Genomic DNA, 24,645 nt, shown 5'->3' with positions numbered 1-24,645 from the left:
GGAGGGCGTCCTCGGCCTGGAATAGCTTCCGGAGCCGCTGGTGGAAGGTGTGCGAGAAGCCCCGCCAGGGCGTGAATAGCCGCCGCTGGAGCGGGGCCGCGCCTCCGCCGGTGCGCTAAAGCCCGCTGTGGCCCCCGAGAGTACCAGGGCTGCTGGTAATGCGGGAACCCCGCCTGGCCCCTGCAGCATCAGCAGGCCCAGCAGACTTGCCGGCAGACATATACGCATCAGCGACAGGATCCCGTAGGTCGGAGACGTTGAGGCCGTCAGGTCAACGGCGAATGGAACAGGGAAGCCTTGCAACGAGTTGGGAAGGCATAGGGCATACGGTCCGCCCTGTTAATCTTCGGGCGAAACAGCTTCCATCACGTATTCATCACTGGGCGCCTACGCTGTTCGCCTTCCGTCGGCGAGCGGCCCGGCTGCGTAGCAAGCCAGGCTGTACCGCCCCTCTTGGTCGTGCCTCGGTGGTGTAGGAGGCGATTGCCTTCGATGAGGCAGTCACCGCAGTGATCTTCAGTTAGGGTCTGTGTTGTCGAGACCGATAGCTTTCGAGCCGCGCGTTGGACAGTTGAGCTCCAGGGCATAGCGCTCACACGTCCATCGCGATGGCCGTCAAGCCTATCAGCAGCTTCGCCACGGCATCCGGCTGCTCCTGCTGCACCCAGTGGCCTGCGCCCGGGATCAGGTGCAGGCCACGGAAATCAGCGCAAGCGTCCTCTTGCATACGGAGCAGGGCAAAAGGTGTCTGGTGAATGCCCCAGTCGCTAGCGCCAGCGATGAAGATGGTCGGCACCTCGATCCGCCGGCCACCGAACAGGGTGTCCGTCGTCAGAACATTCGGCACAACTCGCGGCGTAGATTAGCGGAGTGCGGACCTCGTCAGGGGGTTGATGTTAGGCGGCGAACTTGCGGTGCTGCAAGCGCCGATGTTCGATGGTCTGTCGCTTGATCCTTTCGCGCAGTTTGATGATTGCCGGAGCCCTGCCGAAGTAGGCGTCGGCAGGCGTCACGTTGGCCAGGCTCTCGTGGTTGTCCGCCGTCAGCGCCAATGGCACAGATTTGAGGTTGTGATTTAAGGAGGATCTGGGCTTCGTCGTAGTGACGAAGGAACGAAGATGAAGCCCAGATCCTCCAATGTAAAATCGCCCGCCAAGGCCCCAGCAGAGCGGGTAGTGAAGGACATCCGCCGACAGACCCGGCGCCACTTTTCGGCCGAGGACAAGATCCGCATCGTGCTGGATGGCCTGCGCGGGGAAGACAGCATCGCCGAGCTATGCCGCAAGGAAGGCATTGCCCAGAGCCTGTATTACACCTGGTCGAAGGAGTTCATGGAAGCTGGCAAGCGCCGCCTGGCCGGCGACACCGCCCGTGCCGCGACCACCGGAGAGGTCCAGGACCTGCGCCGCGAAGCCCGGGCCCTGAAGGAATGCGTGGCCGATCTGACACTGGAAAACCGTCTGCTCAAAAAAAGCATGGTCGCGGATGGGGACAACGACGAATGAGATATCCCGCATCCGAGAAGCTCGAGATCATCAGAACCGTCGAGCAGTCGCACCTGTCGGCCAAGCGCACGCTGGACCAACTCGGCATCCCTCGTCGGACATTCTACCGCTGGTATGATCGCTACCTCGAAGGCGGGCCGGAGGCGTTGGAAGATCGGCCATCGGCGCCGAGCCGGGTGTGGAACCGCATCCCGGCGGGCATCCACGACCAGATCATCGAGCTGGCGCTGGAACAGTCTGAGCTGAGCCCCCGGGAACTGGCCGTGCGCTTCACCGATGGGCAGCGCTACTTCGTGTCGGAATCCACGGTTTACCGCCTGTTGAAGGCCCACGACCTGATCACCAGCCCGGCCTATGTCGTGATCAAGGCTGCCGATCAGTTCCACACGAAAACCACGCGGCCGAACGAGATGTGGCAGACCGACTTCACCTACTTCAAGATCATCGGGTGGGGCTGGATGTATCTGTCGACCGTGCTCGACGACTTCTCGCGCTACATCATCGCCTGGAAGCTGTGCACCAACATGCGAGCCGAGGACGTCACCGACACGCTGAACCTCGCCCTGGCGGCTTCTGGTTGCGACAGCGCCACGGTGCTGCACAAACCCCGGCTACTCAGCGATAATGGCCCCAGCTACATCGCGGGTGAGCTGGCGGAATACATCGAGGCCCGGAAGATGAGCCATGTCCGCGGCGCCCCGTGTCATCCCCAAACCCAGGGCAAGATCGAGCGCTGGCACCAGACCCTGAAAAACCGCATCTTGCTGGAAAACTACTTCCTGCCCGGCGACCTCGAAGCCCACATCGAGGCCTTCGTCGAGCACTACAATCACCAGCGATACCACGAGAGCCTGGCCAACGTGACGCCTGCCGACGCCTACTTCGGCAGGGCTCCGGCAATCATCAAACTGCGCGAAAGGATCAAGCGACAGACCATCGAACATCGGCGCTTGCAGCACCGCAAGTTCGCCGCCTAACATCAACCCCCTGACGAGGTCCGCACTCCGCTAATCTACGCCGCGAGTTGTGCCGAATGTTCTGACGACGGACAAACTCCGCTGCAGAAGCTATTCACGAATGTAAGGGTATTTGAAATGCATCCATTCTGTACGATGCTAAGCGGTTCCTTTTCAAGAGAATCCCTATGATCCAGATCTGTATGGTGGCCGGAGCAAACGCAATCTCCTACGCAGAGCATGCGATCGAGAGCCTCTTCCGCAATTGTGCTCAAGATTTTTCGTTTGCACTAATAACTGATAAATTGGCAGACAAAGTAGCTTATGAGACAGTCCTCTCTCGTTTAGCGCCGCGTGGGCCAATCCAAGTGGTTGACGAGGATTACTGTGACCGTATGGCAAGTGAATTCTTCAAAAACCATCCGAATGTGCAACGTTTCAGAAAGGGTCACCCTTGCTGGCGCAAGATCACAGATCCTTCCCTCATCGCTCCTCCGGGCGCTGACATCATCGTTCTGGATCCTGATATTTACTTCCCGAATCGCTTTCTCTTCGAGGCAACACGGCCTGGTCAGCTACTGCTGATGCGCCAGCAACGACATTGCTTACTACCAGACCATGTTGTGCAAACAGCCTTCAGAATGAAGCTAAGCTTGGCGCATCACACCGACATCGGTGTTGCCCAGCATACGGCATTGCCCTGGGACTGGATTGATCAGGTGATCGTCCAATTAGGGGGAGAAGGCCTTCCAAGAGTACCCCACATTGAATCCATTTTGTGGGCCGCCATCGCAATGAAGATCGGGGGAGGCTATCTTGACAGCAAGAAGTGGAGTTGCTGGGAGCGCACGGCTGTGAAGCGCCTGCTGATGATAGCAGGAATCCAGGGCGCCCTCATGCTGAGGCTTGAGAAAATCAACGCCATGAAATGCTTCCATGCCAGTTCAGGCGCGAAAGATTGGCTGGTGGAGGGCTACCGGCGCGGTCTCCTGCAAGGCAATATGCAACAACTAGAACCATCGCCTGTCGAGCCGTACATCGAACTCACGCAGCAGGCCTATCAGAAAGGCGAGAGGCTGAAAGCTCGCTACCATGCAATCCTGCGAGCCGTTCGGCTGCGTGATCCCCTACGCGCGCAGGGATGATGGTGATGGCCGTGACAGCCTTCCGAAAGCCGCTGAGGCCGCTACAGCATGACACCAAGTTTTGCTCTGTTGAAAACTTTTGGGCGGGCGGGGCGCTGGAAAGCATCTGAGATTTCGGTGTGAGGTCATCGATGCGCAGGATGACGAAATCGGCGGTGCGGGTCGCACGTGAGGCCCTGGCCGTCGGGCGACGAAGCTTTCTGGCCTATGGCAGCCGGACTTCCCGCCACGACTTCACCCAAGCCCTGGACTTCCCCCTGAGGGCTGGAGGGTTGTGACCTTCCCCCGTGAACTCGGCCCAGGTGGAGTGAGAGAGTTGGCCTTCTGGGAAGGAGGCTACGGGCATGAAGAAGCGCTACACGGCAGAGCAGATCATTGGCCTGCTGCGCCAGGCGGAGGTTGAACTGGCTCAGGGCCGGTTGGTGGGGGAGATCTGCCGCGGGCTTGGGGTGTCTGAGGCCAGCTACTATCGCTGGCGGTCGGAATATGGCGGGCTGAAGCTGGATCAGGTGCGTCGGCTGAAGGAACTGGAGCGGGAGAACGCACGGCTGCGCAAAGCCGTGGCGGATCTGACGCTGGACAAGCAGATCCTCAAAGAAGCCGCGGAGGGAAACTTCTAAGCCCCGAGCGTCGCCGGGCCGGGGTGCGGCATGTGCGGTCAGTGCTCGGGGTCTCCGAGCGCCGGGCGTGCCGCACGCTGGGTCAGGCGCGCTCCACCCAGCGGCGAGTGCCGAAGCCCCGGCCTGACGAGGCGGTGCTGAGTGATGCGGTGGTCAGGCTGGCGCGCCAATACGGGCGCTATGGCTACCGCCGGATCACGGCGCTGCTGCGGGTCGAGGGCTGGCGGGTGAACGCCAAGCGGGTGGAGCGCATCTGGCGGCGCGAGGGGCTGAAGGTGCCGCGGCGGCAGCCGAAGCGGGCCCGGCTGTGGCTGAACGATGGCTCCTGCGTTCGGCTGCGGCCATGCTGGCCTGGGCATGTTTGGGCCTACGACTTTGTCCAGGACCGGACCCGGGATGGGCGGGCATTCCGGATGCTGACGGTGATCGATGAGTTCAGCCGGGAATGCCTGGCCCTTGTGGTGGCACGTCGGCTGCGGGCGGATGACGTGCTGCAGGTCCTGGCCGACTTGTTCATCGAGCGCGGACCGCCGAACCACATCCGCTCCGAGATCGTGTCCCACCCTGTGGTGTAGGAGCGGCGCTCCTCAGCGGGCTGAGCCGCGGTGTCAGGCTGCCGCGGCGGGCAGGCTGACGGGGGCAGTATCGCTCACAGCGCCGATGGTCTCCAGCGTCATGTAGCGCGACCGCTGTGTGGCCCATTCGTCGGACTGCTCGAGGAGCAGAGCGCCGACGAGCCTGGTGATGGCGGCTTCGTTGGGGAAGATGCCGACGACGTCGGTGCGCCGCTTGATTTCGCCGTTGAGGCGCTCGATGGGGTTGGTGCTGTGGAGCTTGGCGCGGTGCTCCCGCGGGAAATCCATGAAAGCCAGCACGTCCTCCTCGGCCGCATCCATCAGGCTGGCGAGTTTCGGCACCCTGGGGCGGAGCTGGTCGGCCACGGATCGCCACTGGGCATGGGCGGCCGCGGCATCGGCCTCGGCATAGGCGGTGCCGATCCAAGCCGAGACGATGCGGCGCTGGGTCTTGCCCGCATGGGCGGCGGCGTTTCGGCCGAAATGCACGCGGCACCTTTGCCATGTGGCCCGGAGCACCTTGGCCACTGCGGCCTTGAGGCCCTCATGGGCGTCGGAGATGACCAGCTTGACGCCGCGCAGGCCGCGCCGGGTCAGGCCGCGGAGGAAGTCCGTCCAGAAGGTCTCCGCCTCGGAGGCGCCGACCGCCATGCCGAGCACCTCGCGGCGTCCGTCACTGTTGACGCCTACCGCGATGGTGACCGCGACCGAGACAATGCGGCCAGCCTCGCGCACCTTCACGTAGGTGGCGTCGAGCCACAGGTAGGGCCAGTCGCCCTCGATAGGGCGGCCCAGGAAGTCCTGCACCCGGCCGTCGATCTCGGCGCAGAGCCGGGAGACCTGGCTCTTGGAAATGCCCTCCATCCCCATGGCCCGGACCAGGTCGTCCACCGAGCGCGTGGAAATGCCCTGGACATAGGCCTCCTGGATGACTGCCGTCAGCGCCTTCTCCGCCAGCCGCCGAGGCTCCAGGAAAGCCGGGAAGTAGCTGCCCTTGCGGAGCTTGGGGATGCGAAGCTCCACCGTGCCGGCTCGGGTCTGCCAATCCCGCTCGCGATAACCGTTGCGCTGGTTCACCCGCTCGGCGCTGCGCTCGCCATGCCCCGCACCGCAGCGGCCGTCCGTCTCCAGCTCCATCAGCCGCTGGGCGGCAAAGCCGATCATCTCCCGCAGAAAAGTCGCGTCAGAGCCCTTCTCCAGAAGCTCGCGAAGGGCAATCCTCTCGTCGGTCATCGTGGCGTCCTTGCGTCAGAGTTGCGTGTTGCAACACAACCCTACCGAGGATCACCGCGATGGCCGCCCTAACTTGGGCGGCTGCCTCCTACACCACCACCCGGGGCACGACCCGCTCCGACAACGTCCTAGATCGGGAAAGCGCGGAACGCGCTGGCCAGCAAGTCTCCATCGCCAGTTTGCACTGACGTCGAAACGCGCATCAACACAAAACCAGGTGGCCTCCACCGTGAAGGGGGAGCTCTCGACCATAGCAAACACAGGGTCCGTCGGCGGCACCCGTGCAGGCACCGCCGCGGCCCTCACCGTCCTCGAGACGAGATGCAGACCCAGGTGGAAGACCCGAACATTGTCTACAGGGTCGCGGATGCGCCCTCACGGCTCCGACAGAGAGGGGTTCTTTCACCTGGCACCGGCCCCTCGACGAAGGGCCGATAATCGACACCGCTCTTGATGATCGCGTGGACCACGCGGGCCATCTTCGCGGTGATGGCAGTGAACGCCTTGCGCCGGAGGTCCGGATCCTCCCGGTCCTTGGCGACGTAGCGCTCGAACTTGGCGCGGAAGCTGTTCTCCCGCTGACGGATGGCCACCTGGGCGGCCATCCAGAGCGTCCGGCGCAGGCGGGCATTGCCGCGCTTGGACAGCTTGGTCTTGCCGCGGAACTGGCCGGACTGGTGGGTGGCGAGGTCGAGGCCGCAGAACTTCAGGAATTGGCGGTGGTGGCCGAAGCGGCGCAGGTCACCCGCCTCGGCCAGGATGGCCAGCGCGTTGATCGGCCCGATGCCCGGGACCTGCTGCAGGCGGCGGAAGTCGGCGTGCTCACCCAGCAGTTCGCCCGCGAGCCGCTCAATGACGTCGCGCTGCGCGATCAGGTGCCGTGCCTCGGCGATGACGAGCCGGAACATGGTGACCGCAGGCGCCTCGGGCGGGATCGGCAAGGCGATGGAAGCCCGGGCGGTGTCGTAGATGTCGCCGAGCAGGCGCGCCTTGGCGACCTTGTGGCCGGCGAGATCCCAGGCCGCCGCGACGAAGGCTTCCTTGCTGAGGGCGGTGATGCTGCTCGGCACGGGGAAGCGCTCGAGGAGGGCGAAGAACCAGTCGCTGCGGGTGTTGTTCCGGAAGCGGTCAACCTCGGGGAAGTACAAAGGCAGGTAGTGGGTCTGGATGCGGTGGAGCGTCTCGGTCTTGGCCCTGGACACCACCTCGTGGGTCATCGACAGTTCCTGGATGTCGTTGATCCCGTGCTCCAGCGGGTCATGGTAGGGCTTGGCCGCGCCGATCCGCAGCATGTGCAGGATGACCTGGGCGTCCTTGGGATCGTTCTTGTCCCAGCCGTTGTGCAGGGCCTCCCTCGTGCGGGCCAAGGCTACGGAGGAGATCAGCCGGACGTCGAAGCCGGCCTGCACCAGCCGCCAGGCGAGCGGGCGGTGGTAGTGGCCGGTTGGACACCTCGAACTACCCGCTGCTGCATGGCCTTCGCGTGCAGGATGGTCGCCTCAGGCCGTGACGTGCCCCTGTTGACCCGGCTGGGTCACCGGCTTTGGGCGGCGGGTTCTGCCCTTCGTGGACGCTGTGGGGTTATGCGGGCGCAGCTCGGGCGCTGAGCCAGGCCAGGCGGGTGAAGTTGTAAGCCAAGTTGGCGATGCCGATCTTCACCTGGGCCCGGGCCAGGCCGATGGTGCGGACGAACAGCGCCATGCGGTGTTTCTGGGCGGCAAAGACATGCTCGATGCCGGAGCGGATCCGGGCGCGTGATGCATTGGCTTTCGCCTGCTGCTCAGGGAGTTCGCGCCGTGGCGGTCTGCGGAACAGGATGCGCTCGCTCAGCCCGCGCCGTTCCAGCGCTTCCAGATTGCGCTTCGTGCGGTAGGCCGTGTCCGCCCAGACGCGGCTGGCCGTGTTCTCGGGATCGAGCAGGGCAGGAAAGCTACGGCTGTCGTGCTGGGCGGCATCAGTGACCGTCCAGCGGCGGATCAGCCCGTACCGCCGGTCGATGCCGATATGGCTCTTGTAGCCAAAAACCGGCACCGCGATCTGAATGGCTTGGCGCTGCGCACCTTCTGGTTTGGGTTTGGTTCTGCCGCGCTTGAGCGTCCAACGCGCGTCGCGATCCTTCTGCGCCCGCTTGGCCTTTGACCAGTGCGTCGGCGTGTTGCCCTCACGAATAGTGGCTTTCTCATCGAGGGTGAGCTTCTGGCGTGGCGCGGCGATCAGGGTCGCGTCGATGATCTGCCCGCCCATGGCCAAATAGCCTTGCTCGACCAGCACCGCGTCGAAGCGGCGGAACAGCCCTTCGATGGCACCCGCCTGCTTGAGCTGCTCGCGATAGAGCCAGATCGTCTTGGCGTCGGGCACTGCCTGGTGCAGGCCGAGACCTGCGAAGCGCATGAAGGACAGCCGGTCCCGCAATTGGAACTCGGTCTGCTCGTCGGAGAGGCTGTAGAGCGCCTGCAGCACCAGGATGCGGAACATCAGCACCGCGTCATAGGGCGGGCGACCACCGCGGCTGCGATCCGACCGCGCCAGCGCCGCCTCCAGCACGGGCCGGAAGACCTCGAAGCCGACCGCGGCCGCAAGACGTTCCAGCGGATCGCCGGCGGCAGAGAGGGCCGCATACCGCTCATCGACATCGAAGAAGCCAGGCTGACCCGCCATCGCCACTGCCTCCGCTGACCGGAGCCAGTGAATCACCTCAGCGCACTAGCAGCGAGGTATTTCGAAGTGTCCAGGTGCTCTGTGCGCCACGCGCTCAACTGGCCAGTGCTGAGGCCCAGCTCGGTCGCCACTTCCGACAGCCCGCGCCCACCCTCCAGCAGCCGCTTGACCGCTTGCGCCTTGAACTCGTTCGTGAACCGCCGCCGGGTTCCGCCTCTCCGCCATATCGCCCTCCTGGGGTGCTCGGGTTCGTTAGCAAACCCTCCAGCCCTCAGGGGGAAGTCCATCCCCGCCTCCTCTATCATCAACGTTGGCACATCGAGAGCGGCCTCAGCCAGCACAAGCGCCGCCTCGGCTCAGCGTTGAGGGCACGCGGCCATCAGGCTCAGCGGCGCGAGCTTATCCTGCGCGTCCTCACCCATAACCTCATGATCCTCAGATCCCGACCAGGAAGGTGGATACCTCCAGAAACCCTGCGGCTTCGGCGGATGATGTTGGTTTGAGGCTGCCGGTGCTTCAGGGATGCGGATGCGCGTGCCCATCTGGTGGACGGAGCCGCTCAGTCGATGGCGGCGGCTTGCCTACTTGCGTGCCGCTACGACGTCGCGGGCTTGCTGCTGAGCCAGACGAACCGCTTGAGGTTATAGGCGAGATTGGCGAGGCCGATCTTCACCCGTGCCCTGGCGATGCCGATGGTGCGCACGACCAGCGCCATCGGCCCCTTCTGCCGGGCAAAGACGTGTTCGACCGCGGAGCGCACGGCCGACTTGCGGGCATTGGCCCGTCGCGTCCTTGCCGCCATCGGCCGCCCCGGGGGCTTCTTGCGGTGGATGCGCGAGACCATGCCACGCTCAGCCAGCCAGGCCTCGTTCTTCGCTGAGCGATAGGCGGTATCGGCCCAGACATCGCTGGCGGTGTTGCCGGCATCGACCACCTCCGCCAGCCGCGCCCCGTCATGGGCGGCCGCATGGCTCGCGGTCCAGCCGCGGATCAGGCCGTGCCGGCGATCGATCGCGACGTGGTTCTTGTACCCGAAGGCCGGAACCGCGAGATCGACCTGCGGGGTGCCATCCTCGCGCGGCCTGGCCTTGGAGAACTTCACCGTCCAGCGCGCGTCGCGGTCCTTCTGGCGCAGCTTCGCAGGCATCTCCGCCCAGCCCTCAGGGATCTTGCCCGCCTTGATCGCCGCCCGCTCGGCCTCGGTGTTGCGCTGCTTCGGTGCGGCGACGATGGTCGCATCCACGATCTGCCCGCCCATCGCCAGGTAACCCGCGGCACGCAGCGTGGCGTCGAACCGCGCGAACAGCCGCTCCACCGCGCCGGCCCGCTTCAGCGCCTCGCGGAACGCCCAGATCGTGTTGGCGTCCGGCACCGGGTCGGCCAGCGCGAGGCCGAGGAAGCGCATGAAGGACAGGCGGTCCTTGATGAGGTACTCGCAGCGCTCGTCGGACAACCCGTGCATCGCCTGCAGCAGCAGGATCTTGAACATCAGCACGTGATCGAAGGCGGGGCGGCCACCCTTCGTGCCGTCCGCGCGCGGCACGGCCTGCTCCAGCTCGGCGCGGAACATCGTGAAATCAACCAGCGCGACGATCCGCTCGAGGTCATCGCCCTTGGCCGACAGCTCCCGCAAACGCTCCTCCACATCGAAGAACCCAGGCTGCCGAACCATCGCCTTCCCTCGCGCTGATCCGCGTCAGTGAATCAGCCGAACGGCATCAAGGCGAGGGGTTTCTGGAGGCGTCCAGGTTTCAACAGAGCAAAGCGGGCTCTCAGAAGGTTTTCATAGGGCTAAGCGGGCTCTGAACGAATTCTTAACTATTCTGGAATTTGATGGTTATTTCACGAAGGAGTAACCTTATGAACAACTATGTTCAGAACATCTCGCATAAAACAGTATATATTCGTCCCAATGACGATATAAATTCCATCATGAAATCAAGTAAAGATGGAGATACATTCGTATTTAGTTCTGGAATTTACAAGAATGTAACTATTTACCCGAAAAATCATCAGAATTTTATTGGTGAAGAAGGTGTCGTATTTGATGGATCTATCCCGATTAAAAATTGGATTTTTCAAAATGGCTTTTGGTGTGCTGATGGTTTCCCTGAACCATCCTTCAACCATGGCGAAGGCCGTGACGGGATGGCGAAATTTACCGAGGATTTGGTCGTTGACGGAATCCCTTATCAACGGGTTTCAGCGCTGTCAGCTTTGGTGGCAGGGGCCTTCTATTATGAAAACGGAAAAGTATACATTATTGATAATCCGGAGAATAAAGTTACCGAAGCACTCAGCACGACGACAGCGTTTGTCGGCGGGACCTCTACTGGTGTCAGTCTCCACAATATAACGGTCCAAAAATACGCTAGCATGGCCCAGCGCGGCGCCATTGATGCCCATGATACACAGAACTGGACACTGACCGATATTGTCGCCACCCTTAACCACGGCGCAGGTGTGGCTGCCGGCGACGGGATGCAGATCATAGGTGGATCGTTTCATCGGAACGGCCAAATTGGGATCCATGCCTGGGACACGATCAATCTTTTTATTAAAAATGTTGAAGTGACAGACAATAATTATGCTGGCTTCTCTGACACATGGGACGCTGGCGGAATTAAGGTTCTAACATCCAGAAATGTAAATATTGTTGATAGTATTGTAAAAGAAAATGACGGATTTGGTATTTGGGTAGACTGGGATAATAAGGGAATTTCAATAAATAACAATATAGTTTCTGGAAATAGTAATGCAGGAATATTCATCGAGGCATCCTATGACACCAAAATTGTAGATAATGTTGTCTCGATGAACAACGTCGGAATGTATACCGTCGGATACTGGGGATCCGATATTTTAGTAAACAACTCCTCGAATGTGCTTGTTCTGAACAACCAAGTCATATCCGATGTTGGTCAAGGGATTGGAATGCAGCAGGCGGAGCGAGCGCCTGGAATTTTTGGCGAGCATTGGACGTGGAACAATGTCGTATCAGGCAATACAATTGTCATGCTATCGCCAGGTTTGAACGGGTTTGCTTCCGACAATAAGCCTGGCTCCTATGGAAACCTGACCTGGAACGGAAATTCATACCACTCTGAGAAAATAGAATACTTATCTTTTACATGGGATAATGAGATGTTTTCAGTAGAAAACATGTCTGATCACCATTTCGAACAGCATGGTTCCTTTACCAGCGAGGCCTCCGCATCTGGTGCCGCGGCGGTGGTTCCACCCGCTGTGAAATCATCTCTCATTTTGCGCATTTCTGGCGATGCCTACAATGGCAACCCCGAATTCAATGTGACTATCGATGGGAAGACCATCTCCGGCTTTTCAACCGATGCTTCCCATGCTGATGGCGAGTGGCAGGATATTGTGATTGCCGGAGATTTCGGGCCCGGCGGACCGCAATCAGTGCGAGTTGATTTCACCAACGACGCTTGGCATGGGCCCGGCATGGACCGCAACCTCTACATCCATAGCCTGCATGCCCGCGATCAGATCTATGACGCGAGCCTTGCCGACAGCTCTGCTGGATGGACCAATGCGGAGGGTGCCCTCCTGTCGACAAACGGGTATGTCGAGTTCAACACGACCCTGCCCCCATCGTCTCTCATTTTGCGCGTTTCTGGCGATGCCTACAATGGCAACCCCGAATTCAATGTGACTATCGATGGGAAGACCATCTCCGGCTTTTCAACCGATGCTTCCCATGCTGATGGCGAGTGGCAGGATATTGTGATTGCCGGAGATTTCGGGCCCGGCGGACCGCAATCAGTGCGAGTTGATTTCACCAACGACGCTTGGCATGGGCCCGGCATGGACCGCAACCTCTACATCCATAGCCTGCATGCCCGCGATCAGATCTATGACGCGAGCCTTGCCGACAGCTCTGCTGGATGGACCAATGCGGAGGGTGCCCTCCTGTCGACAAACGGGTATGTCGAGTTCAACACGACCCTGCCCCCATCGTCTCTCATTTTGCGCGTTTCTGGCGATGCCTACAATGGCAACCCCGAATTCAATGTGACTATCGATGGGAAGACCATCTCCGGCTTTTCAACCGATGCTTCCCATGCTGATGGCGAGTGGCAGGATATTGTGATTGCCGGAGATTTCGGGCCCGGCGGACCGCAATCAGTGCGAGTTGATTTCACCAACGACGCTTGGCATGGGCCCGGCATGGACCGCAACCTCTACATCCATAGCCTGCATGCCCGCGATCAGATCTATGACGCGAGCCTTGCCGACAGCTCTGCTGGATGGACCAATGCGGAGGGTGCCCTCCTGTCGACAAACGGGTATGTCGAGTTCAACACGACCCTGCCCCTATCGTCTCTCATTTTGCGCGTTTCTGGCGATGCCTACAATGGCAACCCCGAATTCAATGTGACTATCGATGGGAAGACCATCTCCGGCTTTTCAACCGATGCTTCCCATGCTGATGGCGAGTGGCAGGATATTGTGATTGCCGGAGATTTCGGGCCCGGCGGACCGCAATCAGTGCGAGTTGATTTCACCAACGACGCTTGGCATGGGCCCGGCATGGACCGCAACCTCTACATCCATGAGATCAACATCACTACCGATTTGACAGAGCGCCATTCCGTTATTGATGAGAATGGCTTGGCCCTTTCATCGAGCTTCCAATTCGAATTCATCCTATAAAGCTGACCGTAGCCCCGAAACTGGTCCGCCCGCAGGGAGAGCTTTCCGGCTTCATCAGCAGCCCTTCCGGGCTGCTTTGGCAGCAAATTCCTGGGGCGTCAGGTGCCCCAGAGCACTGTGAGGGCGGTACTCATTGTAGTCCCGTCTCCAGACCTCGATCTTGTCTCGGGCGTACTCCAGGGACAAGAACCAATGCGTGTCCAGGCGCTCGTCCCGGAGCTGCCCATTGAAGCTTTCCACGAAGGCGTTGTCGGTCGGCTTGCCGGGTCAGCGGGAGCGACTTCCGCTACGGCACCCCGGCTGCGGCCATGGAGGGCTGATCCACCCAGGAACTCAGCCCATAGAACGCAGAGTTCGTCTGCCTATGGACCGCGGTGGAAGCAGGCCACTGAACACTTGGTCGCACCTCCAAGGTGCCGCCCCTTTCGAGATCAGCCCTTCCCTCGCATCAGGCCGCCTCCTGTGGCTGCCGCCGCGCAGACCACGAACAGAAGCAAGATCCGCGACCGGACGACGCCTGCGTTGACCATCCGGACACCTCGAACTACCCGCTGCTGCATGGCCTTCGCGTGCAGGATGGTCGCCTCAGGCCGTGACGTGCCCCTGTTGACCCGGCTGGGTCACCGGCTTTGGGCGGCGGGTTCTGCCCTTCGTGGACGCTGTGGGGTTATGCGGGCGCAGCTCGGGCGCTGAGCCAGGCCAGGCGGGTGAAGTTGTAAGCCAAGTTGGCGATGCCGATCTTCACCTGGGCCCGGGCCAGGCCGATGGTGCGGACGAACAGCGCCATGCGGTGTTTCTGGGCGGCAAAGACATGCTCGATGCCGGAGCGGATCCGGGCGCGTGATGCATTGGCTTTCGCCTGCTGCTCAGGGAGTTCGCGCCGTGGCGGTCTGCGGAACAGGATGCGCTCGCTCAGCCCGCGCCGTTCCAGCGCTTCCAGATTGCGCTTCGTGCGGTAGGCCGTGTCCGCCCAGACGCGGCTGGCCGTGTTCTCGGGATCGAGCAGGGCAGGAAAGCTACGGCTGTCGTGCTGGGCGGCATCAGTGACCGTCCAGCGGCGGATCAGCCCGTACCGCCGGTCGATGCCGATATGGCTCTTGTAGCCAAAAACCGGCACCGCGATCTGAATGGCTTGGCGCTGCGCACCTTCTGGTTTGGGTTTGGTTCTGCCGCGCTTGAGCGTCCAACGCGCGTCGCGATCCTTCTGCGCCCGCTTGGCCTTTGACCAGTGCGTCGGCGTGTTGCCCTCACGAATAGTGGCTTTCTCATCGAGGGTGAGCTTCTGGCGTGGCGCGGCGATCAGGGTCGCGTCGATGATCTGCCCGCCCATGGCCAAATAGCCTTGCTCGACCAGCACCGCGTCGAAGCGGCGGAACAGCCCTTCGATGGCACCCGCCTGCTTGAGCTGCTCGCGATAGAGCCAGATCGTCTTGGCGTCGGGCACTGCCTGGTGCAGGCCGAGACCTGCGAAGCGCATGAAGGACAGCCGGTCCCGCAATTGGAACTCGGTCTGCTCGTCGGAGAGGCTGTAGAGCGCCTGCAGCACCAGGATGCGGAACATCAGCACCGCGTCATAGGGCGGGCGACCACCGCGGCTGCGATCCGACCGCGCCAGCGCCGCCTCCAGCACGGGCCGGAAGACCTCGAAGCCGACCGCGGCCGCAAGACGTTCCAGCGGATCGCCGGCGGCAGAGAGGGCCGCATACCGCTCATCGACATCGAAGAAGCCAGGCTGACCCGCCATCGCCACTGCCTCCGCTGACCGGAGCCAGTGAATCACCTCAGCGCACTAGCAGCGAGGTATTTCGAAGTGTCCATCCGCCGCCTAATGACAGAAGGCCTCCAGTTGGCGCTCCCCATTAGAGAGACTGGAAAGCCCCTGCCCTGCCCCCGCAGCGCACGTCATTCAATCCGATAATCCAAGCTTACCGCGTGCTACACGGCCTTGCCCGATTCCTGTGATAATCGCTTGGAGGATGGCGCGATCCTGGTAACCGAGTATCTCATCGACAATCAGCATGACGTGCTTACGCTACCTCAACTCCCTGAACCGCCGTGCGAGAACTTCGGTCTCCGACGCGACGGCTGATCGCTAGACAGTCAGAAGGGCGTCTCGGTAGCCGTAGACCGCCGGTCGCCTCTACCCTTTGACCTCTTGATCGTCTTGAGCACCTGTTCCCTCATGTGAGGCCCCATTTTGCAGCCAACCGTGCCATCATGGCTGCCGTCACAGCTGAAACCCATCGCCCCCGACCATCTCTTTGTTTTCCTTCTCTCATAGAGAGAGAGTCTCCTACGAGGTCAGTCTGAGCCTCCCTGATCTCCGGGATTCTGGTCGGGAACGTATAGGCGTTACTGGTCGTCATCTCGGCTCTGCGCAGGAAGATGCGCCCGGCCACCATGGAGGGCACCGCTCCGGCCAATGTCCGAGGGTGGATCAGTAGAAGGCGCCACTCAGCCAAGGCCGAAATTGCCCGCTTGACGGTTGCCAGTGAGACGCCGGCAGCGCGTGCAATAGTGGCCTTGCTGGGGATCAGAACGCCGAGGCCGCGGGGCGCCTTCCACAGGAGGTAGTCGAACACCTTGGCAAAAGCATGGGTGATTGGTCCCTGCCCTCTCGGAGAACGGTGAGCGTGATTAATCCTGAGCATCCGGCGCCAGAGTTCGCCGCGATGCTTGTGGGTAGCAGCGCACGAGGGCGCGCCCGGTGGTCGAGCCATGCTCGTACCTCCTCGGTTGGCCCGAGGACCCTCACTTCAGGCACACCTCTCTTGTTCACGCAAAATCGGGTTGCGCGAGCCGATAGGCGATGGCAGAGTCCAGGAAGCATCCAAGCTTCTCGGTCCTCTTATAAGGGTCCGACACACGCCTCAGACCCGGCAAGGTCTGGGGCGTTGTGCATTCTGGGGCTCGGTTATGACGTTGCTCGAATCATCCTCTGCTCCTGAGCATCAGTCAGCATATATATGGTGAACCAGCGGGCAAGACGAAAAAGTCTGCCGAGCAAGATACGTGGCGGGAGAGGCACGCTGCTACTTCCTTAGCTGCCGTTGAGCAAAGAATAGGTTTTCACCCGAGAAGGAAGTTCTCTACCCAATTCCGATGGTAATTGAACGAAATTGCTTCGATTACTCCCCGGATGCCTCGGCGATTTGCGCCTGAACACGCTCAAGATCGCGCACAAGACGAGCTTGCTGATCGGCCAAGCGGTCCAGCTCACGACGGATGCGGTCCCGCTCACGTTGCAATCCGCGCAGGGAGACGGTCCTTTCGACCGACTCGGCCATACCCTCGATGACGATTCGGCCTGCCTTCATGTCCCGCTTAAAGGCGAGCAACTCATTCCTCCCGACATCAGGCCGGACGAGATTTCGCGCTGCGGCAATAGCGAGTACCGAGCGGTCCAATGTGGACAGCTCGTATGCGGACGAAAACGCGCCAGGCAGTTGCCGCTCATCGATCCGCCGGTCCTCTACTGCAAGGGCAATTTGGCGGAACTTGCTGGCGTTAGCGTCGCTGAATGGCAGGATTTTTGCGCACTCGGAACGGAACCGTCGATACTCCTCTGGTGTGAGAAGGCCCTCGATCTGCAGAAGCGCACGTCCGATCGCCAGAAACGCTTTCCCGGCCCGGCCCCATTCTTCGCGAATAACAGATCGGGTGCTTAGAAATTGGTTGAGTCGGTCAGCATCCCGGGACAAAGCCGTTCCCGCGAACATGGCTTCAATGACAGGACGGCTCTCCTCGGCTTCTACGTGATCGGCGACAGCAACTTCGCGCCGAGGGTCGCCTACGGTGAGGTCGTCATTGCCGAGGTCGAGGTTCTTAGGTTTACCTCGCAACTTGCCGCTCACAGCGCCACCTCTTGCCGCACGTAAGTCCAGAGGTCTTGCATGGCTGACCCTGCTTTGTTGCGCTCGTAGTCTACTGCCGCCAGTCCGTTTACATGTGGTAGATGCATATCTTCTAACGCGGGTATTTCGAGCGGCGCGAGGGAGCCCACCTTAAGCAGCTTGCTTCGAGCCGATTCGAACGACTTGGTGCGGCGGTTCGCTCTGTTGAGAAGAAATACCGTCTTGGCGCCGCCTTGCTTTAGGGTCACTGACCATGGAGCCACTGATTCAAGGTCGTCGTGTGTCGGGCTGGTGGGGATTAACACCAAAGCCGCACGGGCACAGAGTGAAATCATTGCCCGCATGTGCTCTTCAACGGATGGGGCTGTATCGATAATTGCGAGCTGATGCCCCGTCGCGGCTGCTTCGATGGCGCCTAGGTTACTCACCTCGGCATGAATAATATTTGGCACCACTATCTGTGGCAACTTTAGTTTGGCCTTCTGTCGCCGTTCGCCCCACCGGGACAGAGTGCCCTGCGGGTCAAGGTCGATTCCAACCACATCTATCCCGTCAAGCGCCGCGGCAATCAACAGGTTGCGGGCACAGCTTGATCTACCACACCCTCCCTTAGATCCGCTGAGAATAAGAGACTTTGCGCCAGGCGCAGATTCGCGTCGGGGCGAGCGTGCCATAAGTGTCTTCCGCTGTTGCTGCAGCGATGATGAGCACGAGCAGGTAGAATGACAAGCCATACAGTATTTCACGCGTGAAAAATAGTCCGAATCGGACTATTTTTCACGCGTGTGGGGCCAAATGATTGGCCGACTCTATCTTACCTGCGCTGCGGATCACCGTCCTGCCAACTGGCTACTGGTCGGCGCATCGGCCGGTCTGACGCCGAAAGCGGTAGATGCAGGGGTTCAGGTTGGCTACCGGGATTATCAGTTAGGAATGGCCACGCTGCCGCGACATCGCCGCTGTTTCGGGCTACGGCAAACTGGCAGGCGTGTCTGACATCACCTGCCGCAAGGTGCAGTTCAACAAGCTGATGCCACAGATCCGGCGACGCTACGCGCCATGGTGAACGGCGACGTCAAGGCGGACCTGCTGAACAACGCCACCTTCACCCAGTTCAGAGCTGCTGCAATGAGAGTGTGGCGCCCAGATGTTCGGTCATATCGGCCAGCGCTACGGCTACAGCGTCTTTAGCAACCAGAACGTCCGGGCCCACAGGATCCGAGCTCTCCCGGCTTACCGTCATCGACGGCCTGCTGTCCGGCCTCGTACGGGTACGCGGTGATGCTGGCGCGGTCCTGACCGCTGAACCCCTGCTGGCCCTGCTAGGTCCGAGCCCAGAACCGGTCGCCGCAGGCCTTGCAGCGAACTGTGCCCTCTTTCCTCATGGGAAGCCTGAGGCCGGTCGAGCAACCTGGGCACCACCGGATCACCTTGCCAGGCCCTTCTTGGCTGCTCTCGCTCTCCATGAAGGAGGCATCCTTGTCAGAGGCTTGATCCGCCTTTCCGGCGTGCGGATCCAACATACCAGCCGGTCTGGGCATTGATGGCCTTACCGGCCAGTCCCGGGCTTGCTCACGACGAAGAGGAACCAGTAGAGGCCAGCACCCGCCGCCGCCGCCAAGAAGACCACGCCTAATCCGGGTCTAGGCGTCATGGGGATCATGATCGCGGCGGCCAGGATGACAGGCAGCAGGAAGTACGCCCAGCGCGCTTTATAGATCTCCCTCTTGCCTTCGAATACCCCTACCGCCTTGTCGTAGTCCTGCCAGTCGCTCCGCGCTTGCCGGGCACGCCACTCCTCCTCAGCGGCCGCGCGAGCCCTCGCTGCCGCTGCTTCCCTTTCTCTTGCTTCCCGGGCTTGCCGTGCCAGGCGTTCGCGGGCTTCAGCCTCCTCCCGGGCGCGGCGTTCCCTGGTTGCTGCCAGCTCCCGCTCCTTGCGAGCCTTCTCCCTGGCCTCGTGCTCCTGCCGAGCCCGAGCGGCCTCGACCGACCGGTCGAATTCACAGTGGCGCTTCAAGTCCGACAGGCGGACCAGCTTGACCCCGGTGCTCTCGGCCAATGTCTTGGCTGCGCGCGTGAAGCCGGAGCGGGCAACGACAATCGCCATATCAGCCTTGAAGTGCCTCTGGGCTGTAAAGGCTTGCTGCACGGCGGATAGGCCGACATGGTCCTTGTAGTATTTGCACTGGATGACGATGCTGGTCGTGCCGGAGTGGGCGATCACGTCGGCGCCGAAATCTCCGCTGGCCTGGGTCAGCTTGGTGGTCCAGCCGAGATTTTCGAAGGCGGCGGCGGTGGCACGCTCGAAGGCAAGGCCTGTCACCGGGCCATCCTCGGGGCGCAGTGCCTGCCTTCAGGCCGAGAGACGCGGAACCGAACAACCTTTTCGCACGCTGTGTCCCTGCGATTCCATGACATACCAGAATTGCCCGGCCGACCTTCACCGGGGTGAGGCAGCTAACATGCTGTTTCGATAAGAGGACATTCTATCCCAGGGTATTGAGGGATTGTACTCCCTCAGTGTCAGTAACGGCTAGGTCAGAGCTCAAAACATCGCTAGCCACCTGCACCAGAGTATCTGGCGCTTGGTGGCAAAAACCGGTTGGGCTTGCTTCGGTTGAGTGGAGAAGTGTTGGATCAGTTGGCGGCCATTCTCTCGAACTGGGCCGGGCTTGTGAAGTCGAGCGCGGAGTGGCGCCGGACGGGGTTGCAGAAGCCGTCGATGTAGCGGCCGATGGCCTGCCCGGCATCCTGGCGGGCGTCGCAGACGGTGCGCCAGACGAGTTCCGGCTTCAGCGTCTTGAAGAACGTCTCCACCATGGCGTTGTCGTAGCAGTTCCCCTTGCCCGACATCGAGATCAGGATGCCGTGCTGTCGGAGTTCGGTCTGGTCGTCCGTGGAGCAGTACTGGCTGCCACGGTCCGCATGATGGATCAGCCCTGGCACTGGGCGGCGCATGGTGATGGCCTTGCGCAGAGCCGCCAGCGCCAGCTCCCGATGCAGCCGGTCCGCCACGGCCCAGCCGACGACGCGACGCGCGAACAGGTCAATGACCACCGCCAGATACAGCCAGCCTTCGCGGGTTCAGATGTAGGAGATGTCGCTGCCCCATTTCTGGTTAGAACCCTCGGCCGAGAAGTCCTGGTCCAGCAGGTTGGGCGCGATCAGCCAGGCATGGTGGCTACACGGTGGTCCGCCTGAACCGCCGATTCTGCCAGGCGCGGAGGCCATTTTCCCGCATCAGGCGGGCCGTCCGGCGGCGTCCGACGCTCAGGCCGCTGTCCTGCAGCCGAGATCCTCGGGGATCTCGCGCTGGCTGCGCCCGCTTGTCCGGACCAGCCGGACTGCCTCGTCCTCAAAGTCCCTCGTGAACCGTCTCTGCTGCTTCATGGAGCTTCCTTTGCCTCATCAGGAACCCTCCACTTTTCCGAAGCAAGTCCAGCAATCAACATGCGGCTGTCGTGCTGGGCCACATCGGTCACCGTCCAGCGGCGGATCAGCCCGTGCCGCCGGTCGATGCCGATGTGGCTGGCCTCTCAGGACCCTACTGATAGGTTCAGTCGGAGGATCCTTCTGACTTCTTTGGCTTCTTGATTTTTGTAGCCGATTTTCCGCTCCTAGACTTAGATCTGGCCGCGACGTCCGCCGGCTTCCCGTCTTCGGGACCGCGAGAGGAGGCAGCTCCTGCTGAGCTCTCTGCCTCCGGGTTTGCCGGGTGGGCGAAATCCAAGCCGGGCTGGTCAGGCGCCAAGGAAGATCGCCGGCGGTCCGCCGAGTTGAACAGGGCTTCGTCCTCATGTGGTGATTCGGTGGCGGAATCGCCTTGGACGGAGGTCGGAGCTTCGGCCAAGACAACGCCCGCAGTCACGACGTCAGAACCAGCAGACTGTTCGCCCGTGCCCGCTGACAGCATCGGGCACTCCATGGGAGCCGCCGCTTCTATGGTCTGTGGCTGAGGAGACAGATTGGGGGTCGAAGCAACGTCCGCGCAATCGCCCTGATCCGGTACCCGGGCCGCGTCTTCGCCTCCCAAGGTGTGCACCCCAGTTGGCGCACTGGCGCAGGTCACGCCCCGAACCTTTAGCGTGCGGATCAGTTCGCCCGGCACTCGCTCGCCGAGGGCCTGGACGAGAAACCCCGCCGCTCCAACGTCGAGCCCCTCGAGAAGTCGGATGTCTTCGATTAGACTCGGGAGGTCGAGAGTGGCACCCTCCCGCTTAATGACATAGCGCTCATGCTGCTTTAGTGACGCCATCGCGAGGAGATCCGAAGGCCGGTCTTCCTCGTCAGCTAAGCTGACAACAAAGGCGCGCAAGCGTGGCGCGCGGGCGAGGAAGGGCTGATCAACAGCGAAATCTCGCCGCAGAGCGTCTGCCTCCTCCTTAACATCTGCCGGCAGAACCGGCGCCACGCCGGTACGCACCTTCTGCGCATTGAGTACGCAGGCCCAGCCGAAGAACATGCTGTCGCGAGCCCGGACGATGTCATCGGGCGCGATGCACCGTTCTTGGTCAGCGAGCCAATTCGTGGCCTGACCGAAGCGGTCGCACCGCGGCACGCGGAGCAGCGCCAGCATCGCCTCGCCCTGGGCCCGGCGGTCCGCCGCCTCTACGGCCGCTGCCCAATAGGCCCATCCCGCGGCAAGTGGAGTGAGGTCGATGAAGACGCCGGCCGCCTCGGCATCAGGGCGGTGGACGGCCAAGGCCGTGTCACTGAATGAATGGAACGAGCGCACCGTCTCAAGATTTAGGCGCTGTCCGAGGTCGATCCCGCCCTCACGCATTCGATCGAGCACCTCCGGCTCGAGCATCGCTAGGACAAAGCTTGTGGCAGAGGTTCCTAGGTCTGGCGCGCCCAACATGAGGTTGGCAACCACCTCGGCCGGATCAGCCCGATCCGGCCGCCATCGGACGATCCGCGCCTCGGCGAGGCGAATGGCGCCAGTTCCTATTAGCCGGACCCATTCAAGATAGCTGAGCGCGACGGCTTCCTGGCGCATCAAAACAGCGCATCCTCTTCTTCGGCCGACGTCTCCCGGTGCTCGCTGAAGGCCACGGCGTCCCGCGGTAGCCCCTCGACAAAGGGATCCGCTCGGCTTCCGGAGTAAGTCATGATCAGTCGTTCGCGTGAGCGGGTCATGGCGACGAAGAAAAGCGTCCGGGCAAGGTCAGGTGCTTCCAGCAAGGCGCGAGGAGAAACGATCTGCATAGCGGAGACGAGCCCGGGCATATGAACGACGTCGAAGTCGAGCCCCTTCGAGCTGTGGTAGGTCATGACAAAGACGAGCGGACGTCCATCGGCGTCCGACAGCTCGCCTATCCCGTTGCCGAAATATCGTATCGGCATACGATGGGCCTCAAAATGGGCGTTTAACTCCCGGTAGTCTACGATCCTGCCATCCCTCACCTTGATCGCGGGGCCCGTCGCGGCGATTCCCAGATCTTCGGCCAAGGTGCGGCAGAAATCGAATATCGCGCGATGGTTAGGCAGGAGGACGGCCGAAGGGTATTTCGGTCGCGCCAGCGCCAGGGCCTCGTCATAGGTCCAACGTACCTCACGCTTTGGACTGTCAAACCGCTTCACCGCCGCGGTGACGTCGCGCAGCTTGCGGACGTCGTTCTCCACGAGCCGGGTGCTGGGAAGAACTGTCCTGACCGCCCGAACGATGAACCTGGTGATCCGGAAGAGCTCGAGCAGGTGACCCTTCTCGAACCGGATTACCTCGTCGATGGCGGCCTCGGTGTTCACGACCTCGTAGATGCGCTGCTCACAATCTCCAGCGACTACAAGATGGGTGCAGCGCCGCCGCACCGCTTCGAGGTCTACGCGCTTAACGTCTTGGATTTCGTCAAGCAGTATGACGTCAGCGCGTCCCTGCTGGGAATGAAGGAAGTAGAGGTGGGTCGAAACCTCCGCGTGGACGCCGGACTGCTTAACCGCCTGCTGGATCATCCCTGCCAGGGCATGAGTGTAGGTCAGGAACACAACACGCAAGCCTGGTTGCTCGGCCTTCAGACGTCGAGCGATATGCGTGAGCACGATAGTCTTGCCCGAGCCTGCGCCACCTTGGATCCAGAAGGCGGCGCCGTCCGGCGTCGCACGGATCCGGTCCACGGTCTTCTCGACCAGTCTGAGCTGCAACTGGCTCAGGTCGCTTGCCACCTTGAACCAGGACATGTCAGCGCTCCTGCCCGAGAAGACGACCGCCGCTCCGGCCCTGCGCCAAGTTCTCCTCATAGAAGACTGCGTCGCGTGTCGCCACCTCCCGCTCGCGACGCTCGATCTCGGCTGTCGCTTGGTCGGCAACCGCCGCTTGACCCGCGCTGCGGGCTGCGTCGCGCAGCCGCCGCAACTCGCTCAGATCCGCGTCCGGCGAGCGGATCTTGGGCTCGAGTGCGGCGACGATGCCTTCACGTAGCTGTCTCGCCTCGTCCGGACTGCGGCCCTCAATCATTTTTGCGAGGATCGCAGCGGATGCAGTGTAACCGGGGTCACGGTCGAGCGCCTCCCGTAGAAGCTGTTCCTTTGCTACTGCGTCCAATTCTCCACAGGCAAGGTTGTGCGCGGTCAACGCTGTCGGCCTGCGCCGGTGAGCGATGGCCGCCCATTCGTGGCTCGCCCGATCGCGGCCGGCCATCGAGTAATGATAGCAGATGTCGGTCGCGTGGTCGCTGCGCGGAGTGATTCGCTCCAGCGCCAACAAGAGATCGGCAGCCAACTCATGCTCCCCTGCCTTAGCGGCTGCCCGGCTGTAGGCCTGAACCACGCTCGCTTCGGGTCGACCGTGGTTGCGAAGCATGGACTCATTGAATCGCTGCCGCTCGCGCAGCATGGCCAACTCGGCCGGTGAGGTTGCCGAGTTTGAGAGGGGGTTCATGATCTCTGCCCGCGCCGTTCTCCCCGCCACAGTCACTGTCACATCAAGCAGCTTCTCTTTGCTCAGCCGCCCGGTGACAATGACAGCATCCCCGCGTGCGAAGCCGCTGGAACCGGCCGGCTTGACCGACACGATCCCAACCAGTTTTTCGCGACTACCCGAACAGATCGGCACGTCGAGCTGCCGCTGGCCATCGTCGGGGATTGACAGTTCGATCACAAAGGGAGCTTCGGTTGGCACCGGCGTCGAGGCTGGGATCAGGGTTTCAACTGAACCGCCGCGTGCCACCACCGAGATGGCCTCGGAGGTGATCGGGGCGATGAAGTCGAAATTGAAGCCATGCAGGCCCAGGCTATGGATAGCCGCCCCTTGCGACACGAGGGCGCGAAGGTTTCGAGGCACCACCTCGCGCACCTCAGGCGGGAATAGGTCCATCACCGCCGCACGAACCAGCGGGTTCTGGGCGCTTCCACCGATGAACAGCACCGCATCCACTTCACTCGGATCGAGTGAGGCTTTGTCAAGCACGTCGTGAACCGGACCTA

Annotated in this window: 17 protein-coding genes and 4 pseudogenes; 5 read left to right on the top strand and 16 right to left on the bottom strand. The window is 61.7% G+C overall.

Features of this window, described 5'->3' with window-relative positions:
* Positions 1-592 precede the first annotated feature (592 nt).
* Both ACF3NH_RS20980 and ACF3NH_RS20975 read right to left on the bottom strand, forming a co-directional pair.
* Complete coding sequence (locus ACF3NH_RS20980) at positions 593-847, bottom strand: alpha/beta fold hydrolase (protein ID WP_422925725.1); 255 nt, start codon at positions 845-847, stop codon at positions 593-595.
* A gap of 49 nt (positions 848-896) precedes the next feature.
* Positions 897-1,052, bottom strand: coding sequence for a hypothetical protein (locus ACF3NH_RS20975; protein WP_422925813.1), 156 nt, complete (start codon positions 1,050-1,052; stop codon positions 897-899).
* 66 nt (positions 1,053-1,118) lie between these two features.
* Here ACF3NH_RS20975 and ACF3NH_RS20970 point away from each other — a divergent pair.
* The 3 genes and pseudogenes from ACF3NH_RS20970 to ACF3NH_RS20960 form a co-directional block, all read left to right on the top strand.
* Positions 1,119-2,482, top strand: a protein-coding gene (locus ACF3NH_RS20970; protein ID WP_370592090.1) for an IS3 family transposase whose coding sequence is annotated in 2 segments (ribosomal slippage) — positions 1,119-1,466 and positions 1,469-2,482 — 1,362 coding nt in all. Because the reading frame shifts where the segments join, the coding sequence is not laid out codon by codon here.
* Positions 2,483-2,649: 167 nt separating this feature from the next.
* Complete coding sequence (locus ACF3NH_RS20965; protein ID WP_422925722.1) at positions 2,650-3,606, top strand: hypothetical protein; 957 nt, start codon at positions 2,650-2,652, stop codon at positions 3,604-3,606.
* Between the two features lie 344 nt (positions 3,607-3,950).
* Positions 3,951-4,777: pseudogene (locus ACF3NH_RS20960) on the top strand (IS3 family transposase); the annotation flags it as partial.
* Positions 4,778-4,834: 57 nt separating this feature from the next.
* On the opposite strand, the gene ACF3NH_RS20955 reads toward ACF3NH_RS20960, so the two are convergent.
* The 4 genes and pseudogenes from ACF3NH_RS20955 to ACF3NH_RS20940 form a co-directional block, all read right to left on the bottom strand.
* Complete coding sequence (locus ACF3NH_RS20955; protein ID WP_422921854.1) at positions 4,835-6,034, bottom strand: IS256 family transposase; 1,200 nt, start codon at positions 6,032-6,034, stop codon at positions 4,835-4,837.
* 353 nt (positions 6,035-6,387) lie between these two features.
* Positions 6,388-7,479 (bottom strand): annotated as a pseudogene (locus ACF3NH_RS20950) (IS110 family RNA-guided transposase); the annotation flags it as partial.
* 136 nt (positions 7,480-7,615) lie between these two features.
* On the bottom strand, positions 7,616-8,692 hold the full coding sequence (locus ACF3NH_RS20945; protein WP_422922789.1) for an IS5 family transposase: 1,077 nt from the start codon (positions 8,690-8,692) through the stop codon (positions 7,616-7,618).
* A 32-nt stretch (positions 8,693-8,724) separates the two neighbouring features.
* Entirely contained in the window at positions 8,725-8,979 is a 255-nt protein-coding gene (locus ACF3NH_RS20940) for a transposase (RefSeq protein ID WP_422925720.1), read from the bottom strand.
* Here ACF3NH_RS20940 and ACF3NH_RS20935 point away from each other — a divergent pair.
* Positions 8,932-9,195: a transposase gene (locus ACF3NH_RS20935; protein WP_422925718.1), complete on the top strand. Its 264-nt coding sequence runs from the start codon at positions 8,932-8,934 to the stop codon at positions 9,193-9,195. The two genes, ACF3NH_RS20940 and ACF3NH_RS20935, sit on opposite strands and share 48 nt — an antisense overlap.
* 92 nt (positions 9,196-9,287) lie before the next feature.
* On the opposite strand, the gene ACF3NH_RS20930 is transcribed toward ACF3NH_RS20935, so the two are convergent.
* Positions 9,288-10,364, bottom strand: a complete 1,077-nt coding sequence (locus tag ACF3NH_RS20930) for an IS5 family transposase (protein ID WP_422922157.1) — start codon at positions 10,362-10,364, stop codon at positions 9,288-9,290.
* A 188-nt stretch (positions 10,365-10,552) separates the two neighbouring features.
* Between ACF3NH_RS20930 and ACF3NH_RS20925 the strand changes: the two genes are divergently transcribed.
* Entirely contained in the window at positions 10,553-13,369 is a 2,817-nt protein-coding gene (locus ACF3NH_RS20925) for a carbohydrate-binding domain-containing protein (RefSeq protein WP_422925716.1), read from the top strand.
* A 54-nt stretch (positions 13,370-13,423) separates the two neighbouring features.
* Here the strand turns inward: ACF3NH_RS20925 and ACF3NH_RS20920 are convergent.
* The 9 genes and pseudogenes from ACF3NH_RS20920 to ACF3NH_RS20880 all read right to left on the bottom strand — a co-directional run.
* Positions 13,424-13,636, bottom strand: a pseudogene (locus ACF3NH_RS20920) (integrase core domain-containing protein); the annotation flags it as partial.
* A gap of 400 nt (positions 13,637-14,036) precedes the next feature.
* Positions 14,037-15,113, bottom strand: coding sequence for an IS5 family transposase (locus ACF3NH_RS20915; RefSeq protein WP_422922789.1), 1,077 nt, complete (start codon positions 15,111-15,113; stop codon positions 14,037-14,039).
* Between the two features lie 1,384 nt (positions 15,114-16,497).
* Positions 16,498-17,223: a hypothetical protein gene (locus ACF3NH_RS20910; RefSeq protein WP_422925714.1), complete on the bottom strand. Its 726-nt coding sequence runs from the start codon at positions 17,221-17,223 to the stop codon at positions 16,498-16,500.
* Positions 17,220-17,897 (bottom strand): nucleotide-binding protein, encoded by a 678-nt coding sequence (locus tag ACF3NH_RS20905; protein ID WP_422925712.1) that lies wholly within the window; start codon positions 17,895-17,897, stop codon positions 17,220-17,222. Before ACF3NH_RS20905 ends, ACF3NH_RS20910 begins: the two co-directional genes overlap by 4 nt.
* 875 nt (positions 17,898-18,772) lie before the next feature.
* Complete coding sequence (locus ACF3NH_RS20900; protein ID WP_422925710.1) at positions 18,773-19,546, bottom strand: restriction endonuclease; 774 nt, start codon at positions 19,544-19,546, stop codon at positions 18,773-18,775.
* 314 nt (positions 19,547-19,860) lie between these two features.
* Positions 19,861-20,512, bottom strand: a pseudogene (locus ACF3NH_RS20895) (IS3 family transposase); the annotation flags it as partial.
* A gap of 267 nt (positions 20,513-20,779) precedes the next feature.
* The gene (locus ACF3NH_RS20890; RefSeq protein ID WP_422925708.1) at positions 20,780-22,222 is read right to left on the bottom strand and encodes a hypothetical protein; all 1,443 of its coding nucleotides are present in this window, start codon (positions 22,220-22,222) and stop codon (positions 20,780-20,782) included.
* Positions 22,222-23,400, bottom strand: coding sequence for an AAA family ATPase (locus tag ACF3NH_RS20885; protein WP_422925706.1), 1,179 nt, complete (start codon positions 23,398-23,400; stop codon positions 22,222-22,224). Before ACF3NH_RS20885 ends, ACF3NH_RS20890 begins: the two co-directional genes overlap by 1 nt.
* 1 nt (position 23,401) lies before the next feature.
* The coding region (locus ACF3NH_RS20880; RefSeq protein WP_422925704.1) for an Hsp70 family protein at positions 23,402-24,645 on the bottom strand (1,244 nt) is incomplete at its 5' end.

The organism is Pseudoroseomonas sp. WGS1072 (assembly GCF_049340465.1).
Classification (GTDB): domain Bacteria; phylum Pseudomonadota; class Alphaproteobacteria; order Acetobacterales; family Acetobacteraceae; genus Pseudoroseomonas.
The sequence above is the reverse complement of the archived record's forward strand: the minus strand, read 5'-3'. Positions and strand labels throughout refer to the sequence as shown.